The 7356-nt window shown below is 60.8% G+C and carries 7 protein-coding genes and 3 pseudogenes; 5 read left to right on the top strand and 5 right to left on the bottom strand.

The window, feature by feature from the left end; translation table 11 throughout:
* Nucleotides 1-444: 444 nt before the first annotated feature.
* From queE to queC, 3 genes are read right to left on the bottom strand one after another with little or no spacing between them, the layout of a single operon-like run.
* The gene (gene queE / locus NKI95_RS31950) at nt 445-1179 is read right to left on the bottom strand and encodes a 7-carboxy-7-deazaguanine synthase QueE (RefSeq protein ID WP_352567118.1); all 735 of its coding nucleotides are present in this window, start codon (nt 1177-1179) and stop codon (nt 445-447) included.
* Complete coding sequence (queD, locus tag NKI95_RS31945; RefSeq protein WP_352503921.1) at nt 1176-1532, bottom strand: 6-carboxytetrahydropterin synthase QueD; 357 nt, start codon at nt 1530-1532, stop codon at nt 1176-1178. The genes queE and queD overlap by 4 nt, the downstream gene beginning before the upstream one ends.
* Nucleotides 1532-2230, bottom strand: a complete 699-nt coding sequence (gene queC, locus NKI95_RS31940; RefSeq protein WP_352721802.1) for a 7-cyano-7-deazaguanine synthase QueC — start codon at nt 2228-2230, stop codon at nt 1532-1534. Before queC ends, queD begins: the two co-directional genes overlap by 1 nt.
* 610 nt (nt 2231-2840) lie before the next feature.
* On the opposite strand from queC, the gene NKI95_RS31935 reads away from it, so the two are divergent.
* The 4 genes and pseudogenes from NKI95_RS31935 to NKI95_RS31920 form a co-directional block, all read left to right on the top strand.
* Complete coding sequence (locus NKI95_RS31935) at nt 2841-3230, top strand: hypothetical protein (protein WP_352721801.1); 390 nt, start codon at nt 2841-2843, stop codon at nt 3228-3230.
* A gap of 32 nt (nt 3231-3262) precedes the next feature.
* Nucleotides 3263-3391 (top strand): hypothetical protein, encoded by a 129-nt coding sequence (locus NKI95_RS31930; RefSeq protein WP_023722056.1) that lies wholly within the window; start codon nt 3263-3265, stop codon nt 3389-3391.
* A gap of 513 nt (nt 3392-3904) precedes the next feature.
* Nucleotides 3905-4781, top strand: a pseudogene (locus tag NKI95_RS31925) (IS1380 family transposase); the annotation flags it as partial.
* A gap of 168 nt (nt 4782-4949) precedes the next feature.
* A pseudogene (locus tag NKI95_RS31920) lies at nt 4950-5114 on the top strand (LysR family transcriptional regulator); the annotation flags it as partial.
* Here the strand turns inward: NKI95_RS31920 and NKI95_RS31915 are convergent.
* Nucleotides 5101-6306: a beta-ketoacyl-[acyl-carrier-protein] synthase family protein gene (locus tag NKI95_RS31915; RefSeq protein ID WP_352721799.1), complete on the bottom strand. Its 1206-nt coding sequence runs from the start codon at nt 6304-6306 to the stop codon at nt 5101-5103. The pseudogene NKI95_RS31920 and the gene NKI95_RS31915 overlap by 14 nt on opposite strands.
* Nucleotides 6307-6582, bottom strand: coding sequence for an acyl carrier protein (locus NKI95_RS31910; protein WP_352458906.1), 276 nt, complete (start codon nt 6580-6582; stop codon nt 6307-6309). It lies immediately after the preceding gene.
* Nucleotides 6583-7157: 575 nt separating this feature from the next.
* On the opposite strand from NKI95_RS31910, the pseudogene NKI95_RS31905 reads away from it, so the two are divergent.
* Nucleotides 7158-7259 (top strand): annotated as a pseudogene (locus tag NKI95_RS31905) (LysR family transcriptional regulator); the annotation flags it as partial.
* Nucleotides 7260-7356 lie beyond the last annotated feature (97 nt).

Genomic DNA, 7356 nt, shown 5'->3' with positions numbered 1-7356 from the left:
AAGCACCTGCGCGTAAAGCTTGGCATAGAAGGGTTTGCGGGGCGCGGGACTCGCGCCGCGGACTTGTGCAGCTGACACTGTTTCTTTCCCTGACCGGATCGAGGTGGGTTCCTCCCGCCCAGGCTTCTCCCGTCGCGGCGCTCCGGTCGAACGCTGCACCAACGCTGCCGCAAGCTCCGTGCCAAAACGCGGCGGCGCGAGAAACGCGCAGGACCTCTCACGCCGTGCTTGTGCGGATTTCTGCACTCGCCGCTGGCGCGTGCCCTTCATCGAAGGAAGGGCCGACTGTCGGGGATTGGAGGTCGCTCTGCGCTTACACGCAGGCTGGCAGCCGCTGGAAGGCCGTCGACGCAAGCACTTTGCCTCAGGTGGCTGCGATCGGCATCCAGATGGTCGACATCTTGTTGTGGTTATGCCCAAGGCCGTCGCCCTAGCGGGCGCAGGCTAGACACCTCTCTTGTTACCCCAGAGCATTACGTGCAGCTGCGGCAGCACGCGGGCTTCGAACCACCTGTCGCGGGTCACCTTTTCAATCAGCCACTCCATGCGTTTCATTATTCCGTCAAGGTCGACAGGCGCGTCTTCATTTCCGGCGCGTGGCGGCGTGTGATTGCCGGGTTGCAGATAGATCGGAAGTCGCGGAAACCTCGCGGCGGCGTCTTTCGCGTAAGCGTAGTCACTGTCGTCGAAAACAACGAGCTTGAGCACGATTTGCGGCTTCTCCTGCGCCGCTTCGATGCACGCCTCGACAGCGGCCCAATCGGTCCTCATTTCGCTTGACGGCGGCTTCGGGCTGAGGACCAGCACGTCAAGGTCGGCAAACCAGTCCCTGACCACGGAACCTTGGGTTTCCAGCGCAAAACGGTAACCTTCACCATGGCCTCGCTCGATGAGCGCACGAAACGGCTGAATGGCAGGATTGCCGCCTGACAGTGACACCATCACTGGCCGGCCACCGGAAAGCGCAACGACGGTTTGCCACACCGTGTCGATTGACATCATCTCCCATTCATGGCGGAATTGATTATCCACCGCATGGAGGCTGTCACACCAGGAACAGCGATAGTCACACCCGCCGGTCCTGATGAAGACAGTCGGCAAACCAATGAGCACGCCCTCGCCCTGGATCGTCGGCCCGAAAATCTCGCTGACGCGAATTGCCGGATCGGTATGGGTCATGGCCGGTACTCCGCCCAGGTTTTCGGCGTTTCGCTGACCCGCACGGCCGAGGTCTCGGGCAGGCGTGCCTTGCACCATCCATAGAAATGTCTGGCCAGACATTCCGCCGTGACTTGCTCATGCCCCAGCACTTCGTTGAGATGTCGGTGGTCGAAGCTCTCGTCGATATAGCGTTTGAGCGGCGCCAGATCATGATAGTCGCGCACGAAGCCGTGCTCGTTCAGTCCATTCGCTGAAAGCTCCACTTCAACGATGTAGTTATGCCCGTGCAGGCGCGCACATTGGTGATCGGGTGGCAACGAGGTGAGCTGATGCGAGGCTGAGAAGTGGAATTCCTTGGTGATGCGGAACATTACGCGGTCCTCCTTCGCAGCGCATCGAGCCAGAAGTCGGAGTCCTCGTAGTCGGTGGGGTCCGGCTGCCCAGAGAGATGAAACGCCTCGCGCCGCTCGACGCAGGTCCCGCACCTCCCGCAGTGACGCTCGGCGCCCTTGTAGCAGGACCAGGTCTGCGCAAATGGCGTGCCGTATGCTGCTCCATTCCTAACAATGTCCGCCTTCGTGAGATTCACATAGGGTGCATAAACGCGAATCTTCGCGTAGCCGTCGAGCGCGTGGTCCTGCATCATCTGGAAAGCGTCGATGAAGGCCGGACGGCAGTCGGGATAAATGAAATGATCCCCACCATGCACGGCCGTCGCCACCGCGTCAGCGCCGTGCGCTGTGGCGAGGCCGAAGGCAATGGCTAACATGATGGCGTTCCGGTTCGGCACCACCGTGACCTTCATCGTGTCTTCGGCGTAGTGCCCGTCGGGCACGTCCACATTATCGGTCAGCGCGGAGCCGGAAAGGCCGCCGCCGATCTCGTGGATGTCGATGATGCGGTGCGGGACGCTCAGTCGCTCCGCGCAAAGGGCGGCGAAGCCCAATTCCTTTCTATGCCGTTGGCCGTAATCGAAAGATAGGAGGCCGGCGAGTTCGTGCTCCGCTGCCACCTTGTGAGCAAGGGTAACGGAGTCCAATCCGCCGGAGCAGACGACGAGAGTCTTCATTTTTGGGTCCTTGTTTTAACCGGGTAGGCTGCGACCGGAGATTTCTCTGCGCTCCCAGTACTTCAGGAAATCCATTTTGTGAAGTGAACGGGGGACGAGTTTCATGCGCTGACGTGCCGCTGTGTGCAAGGCGCCCTCGCGGTGAGCCTGCAAGGAACACGGACTAGCGAAACGTCACGCTTCAGCGGAATGCTCAAAGGCGAGCGCACCAGAATAAGCTCTGCAGGAGGTCCGGACCATTGTAAACAAAGTTCTCGACGATCAAGCGCCGGCGGTCCCGAGCTTCGAGGGACGCCACCGCGAGAGTTTCAGGTACTAGACGGCCCAAGGATGGGCTTGCCGCAAACAACGGACTTACCAGTGGGATGTTCAGCGACGCCGATCCAGATGTCTGGAATGATCACGACATCAATTGTCGCGGCAACTTTGGCTGGCCTGCTCCTCGGGTTCCGTAGATCCAGCGCATTCCGCTTCAGGATCGGTTCGAACCGGAGCACTCCCTCGGTCAATGGACGTCCGGCAACAACCTGAATGATCGGTCGTGAGCCGACATCTGTGAACAAGCGGTGTGGTCGATTGCTATCACCCATGTGTTGCGGGCAGGTACCTTATGGCAGTGGATGAACTGGATTTGATGGTTTTACAGCTGGCGGTCGAAAGCGTCCGCTCGCTCTCCTTAAGCTTCGCTGAAAAGGCCGCCGAGGTAGCCACCAGGAGCCGCGGCATCCTGCTTTTCGACGTGCGGGTCGACGGTGATGCGGGGGTCCAGCGGGTCGCAGCCATCCGATATCAGGGCGACCAGATCGGCGTGCTGGCGTTGGACAGACAGGGCCTTGTTACCCACCATTGCATCGTCAACGGTACGTTCTCACATTTCATTGCGCCCTTGGAGAACTGGCACAGCATGCCCCTGTCGATGCAGGCCAAGATCGATGCCAACGGCCATGCCAGTCTCTTCGTAGGGGCCTTGCGAAATGCCGGACATTTGCTGGGCAGCTAGCATTTGGCCAGAATGCATCTGTGAATTTTTGCATGCGCATCGCTGCCGACAGCGCCGGCATGATTGTCGTGCTCGAAAACGGCTGCGGCGATCGCGGCAAAGCGATCGCCGCGATGATGGCGATCTACGCGTGGGCGTTGCATCGATGCGCGATCGTTTAGACAGAGGTCTCCGCCTGGCATCGAGCAACATGCACGGAGGTACGCAAAGCGCAAATGCATCAAGTATTTGAAGGGACGAGCCCCTCGCGCAAATGGAGCTTGCGCTGCCGTTGTCGTCCCATCGTGCCGCCGAACTCGGGGGCGTGACGATCGACCACGATGGCCTATTTTTTTGCAAAGCCGAATGTCCCGATTCCGAAGCCAAGGAAAAAACTCCGACCACAGCGAAGAATAGTAACAACACGGCGACGCGAGCCGCCTTGCGCTCTAGCAGGGGAGGTGCTTGCGGTGCTCTCACCGACACAAGATCGCAAATGGCACGTGGGTGAGCACCAGAACTGGCGACACGCATGGTGATCGGCTTGACTCGCTGGAGGAAGCACAAGGCCTCAGTGGGCGGAGGCGCCAGCAACGGTCGAATACTGACTGGCTGCTCGGGATCTGATCGTTGGAATGACGTAGGATTTGGTTGCTTAAGCCGATCCGAACCATTTCCCGGAGACCACACCCACCATGAACGATCTTGCGCTGCCGCTGAGCGGTTTGTCATCAGTCGGCGGCAAGTCCGTCGTCGCCCGTTTCGACGGCGGCATGCTGTCGTCCAACAGCGGCGTTCTGGCCTTGGCCGAGGTTGTAAAGCGGCTGCGGGTGGCCGAGCGTCTGGCGCGCTGCATCGACGATCGGCGCTGCCCGGACCAGGTCGTCCACAGCTTGGCCGACATGATCGGCTTTCGCATGAAGATGCAGCGCCGGCTACGGCGACGACGCCAACCGGCTGCGCTCCGATCCGGTCTTCAAGATGGCCCAGGATGCGCTGCCGTCGGGTCGGGATCTGGCCTCCCAATCGACGCTGTGCCGGCTGGAGAACCTGCCCGGCGTGCGGGAGCTGGTTGCGATGGGGCGGGCGATGGTCGACCTTTACTTCGCCTCTTTCCGGCAGGTGCTGAAGCGGATCGTACTCGACATTGACGACACCTTCGACGCTGTGCACGGAGGCCAACAGCTTCGCCTGTTCAATGCCCACCATGACGAGTACGGCTTCCAGCCGATCGTCGTGTTCGATGGTGCGGGACGGTTCGTCAGCGCGATCCAGCGACCGGCCAAGCGGCCGAGTGGGGCTGAGATCCGCCCCCACCTGCGCCGTCTGGTGCGGGCGATCCGGATCAACTGGCCGAACATTCGAATCCTGCTCCGCGGCGATAGCCATTATTGCAACCCGCAGGTCATCGACTGGTGCCGCGCCAACGACGTCGACTTCATCTTTGGCCTCGCGCCCACCACGACCCTGCGCAAGCATGTCGCGGATCTGGAGGCCAGCACGACGGCGCGCTTCGAAGCGTCGGCCAAGACAGGCAAGGTCCGCAGGTTCAAGGAGTTCGTTGACGGCGCCCGCGGCGCGGCCGGGCCGCCAGCACTCAGGCGACTATAACGGGCGCAGAGCCGACCCTGCGGCTTCCAGACATTGTCGTGTACAGCTTCAGACCCTCAAGCCGAGCCCGCAGGGCCTCGCTTACCTTTTACGGGGCGGCGGTACGTCCAAGCCGCTTCAACAGTTAAGAATTTCGCAAAGACGATACCCCCGGATCGTCGAGCTTCCGCTGCCACTTCCCGCATTCGCCGAGGCGGTCAATGACCCGCCCTTCACAATAGTTATCCGGCAAGCATCTGGATGCGAGAGATAATGTTGCCGGAGGCATCTCTCATGGCTTCTACACCTGCCTGAACGCCAGAACCGCGTTCGTGCCGCCAAAGGCGAAGGAGTTGCTCAGTGCCACGCGCACCTTGCGCTCGCGTGCCACATTGGGCGTGACGTCGAGATCGCAATCGGGGTCCAGCTCACGATAATTGGCAGTCGGCGGCACGACACTCTCGCTGATAGCCATCACGCAGGCGATCAACTCGAGCGCGCCGGACGCGCCGAGGCAATGCGCGTGCATGGACTTGGTAGAAGAAATGGACATTGAGAAGGCGTGCTGACCGAAGACGCGCTTGATCGCCGCCGTCTCGATCTGGTCGTTGGCCTTGGTGCCGGTGCCGTGCGCGTTGAGATAGTCGACATCCTCGGCGTCCAGCCTGGCATCGGCAAGGCAGGCCCGCATTGCTGCCTCCGGCCCCTCGACAGTCGGCGCGACGATGTCGGACGCATCGGCGGAAAGGCCGGCACCGGCAATTTCGGCAAGGATGGTGGCGCCCCGAGCCAGGGCATGCTCGTAGCTTTCCAGCACCGCCATGCCGGCGCCTTCACCAAGCGACAGGCCCTGGCGATCGGCCGAGAATGGCCGGCAAGTATCGGGCGAAAGCACGCGGATCGCTTCCCATGCCTTCAGCACACCCCATATGAGCGGCGCTTCGCTGCCGCCGGCAAGCATCACGTCGGCCCGGCCGAGCCTGATCTGGTCCACCGCGCAGGCAATCGCATGGTTTGCCGAGGAACAGGCGGACGTGACGCCGAACACCGGCCCGCGCAGACCAAGACTCATGCTGACCTGGCCGGCAGCGGCACCCGGCATCGCCTTGGGTACAGTCAAGAGAGCGGCACGCTTACCACCCAGAAGGATGGCGCGGTAGGTTTGCTCGATCGCATCCCACCCGCAGCCGCCAACGCCCACCGTCGCACCGAAGCGATAGCTATTTCCCTCTTTGGAGGAAAGTCCGGCCTGACGCATGGCTTCGCGCGCCGCAAGCACAGCGAGCAGGCTGAAGCGGTCCATGGAGATGAGTTGCTTGCCGTCGATGTCATGCTCCGGCAGCGCCTTGATCTCGGCACCGATCCTGACCCTCAATTCACGGAGCTCGGAGTTGACGATTGGGCCGATGGCGGAGCGGCCTTCTCGCATCTCTGTCCAAATGGCGGCGGCGTTGGTCCCAAGCCCGCAAATACCGCCAATCCCAGTAATCACGACGCGCCTGTCCATTCACACCCCCTTAGCGAGCAAGCTGCGCACGGCTTCCACCATGTCCCCAACATTCTGGAGATCCGACCATGCCTCGGCCGTATTCATCTCGATCTGGATGCCGTAGGCCTGCTCCAGGTCCCAGAGAACGTCCGCCAATCCCAGTGAATCGATACCGAGCGAAGTCAGTCCCGTGGCAGCCGTTATCTCGCCGCCTGTGGCAGGCGCTATGCCGCCCTCCGACGCGGCGCGCTTCTTGATAATGGCGATTATTTCGTTGGCGAGTTGATCTGCCATCTTGTTCCTTTCCAGCTTGCGTTTTCGGCGTCGTTCAAAACCCGAGTCGCGTCGCGTTGCCAAAATTGCCCCTCATAGAGCCTGTGCGACCGACCAAGCCCAATGCCCATAGGAACCGGACGAGTTCCGGCTTCTGCGGCGTCAGCCCGATGACGAAGAAAAGTCGCCGGCCTCCCGCTTTTGCGCCAGCACATCAAGAATCTGCGTGTAAATGGATAGGAACCGTCGTCAAACGTCAGCTAAACGCTGCGACGGTGGGTGCTGTCAGCGTATTCACTCGGCACCTCATATGTAATCGAGATGTTTCATAGCTCCGGACCAGTTGCGATCAACTATTGTACCGGTCGGCCATTCGTCGGAGAGTTCGACATAATCGGAGCGCTGCCTCTCATTCCCAGTACAATCTCCACCGCACGCGACAGATTTCCTCTTTCGGGCTCTTCTCAAGGGACTCGCCACGCGATAGAGGCAGTGATCGGCGCACGTGAGGTCCTGCCAAGTCCATGCGACATTCCGGAAAATTGGTAAAATCGTTTGTTTCAATCAAATGCATCCACGCTATGGATAGCTAAGACATGCGTTTCAAAGGGCTCGATCTGAATCTTCTCGTCGTTCTCGACGCGCTGCTGAGCGAGCGCGGCCTCACGGCGGCGGCACGCCGCATCAACCTAACCAAATTCATGGGGGTTGGTGGATGTGGCGCAAGCCGTTGAAATGACGTAGGATTTGGTTGCTTAAGCCGATCCGAACCATTTCCCGGAGACCACACCCACC

This window comes from Mesorhizobium sp. M0306, assembly GCF_040321655.1.
Taxonomy (GTDB): Bacteria; Pseudomonadota; Alphaproteobacteria; order Rhizobiales; family Rhizobiaceae; genus Mesorhizobium.
This window is presented reverse-complemented; position numbering and strand designations above follow the sequence as displayed.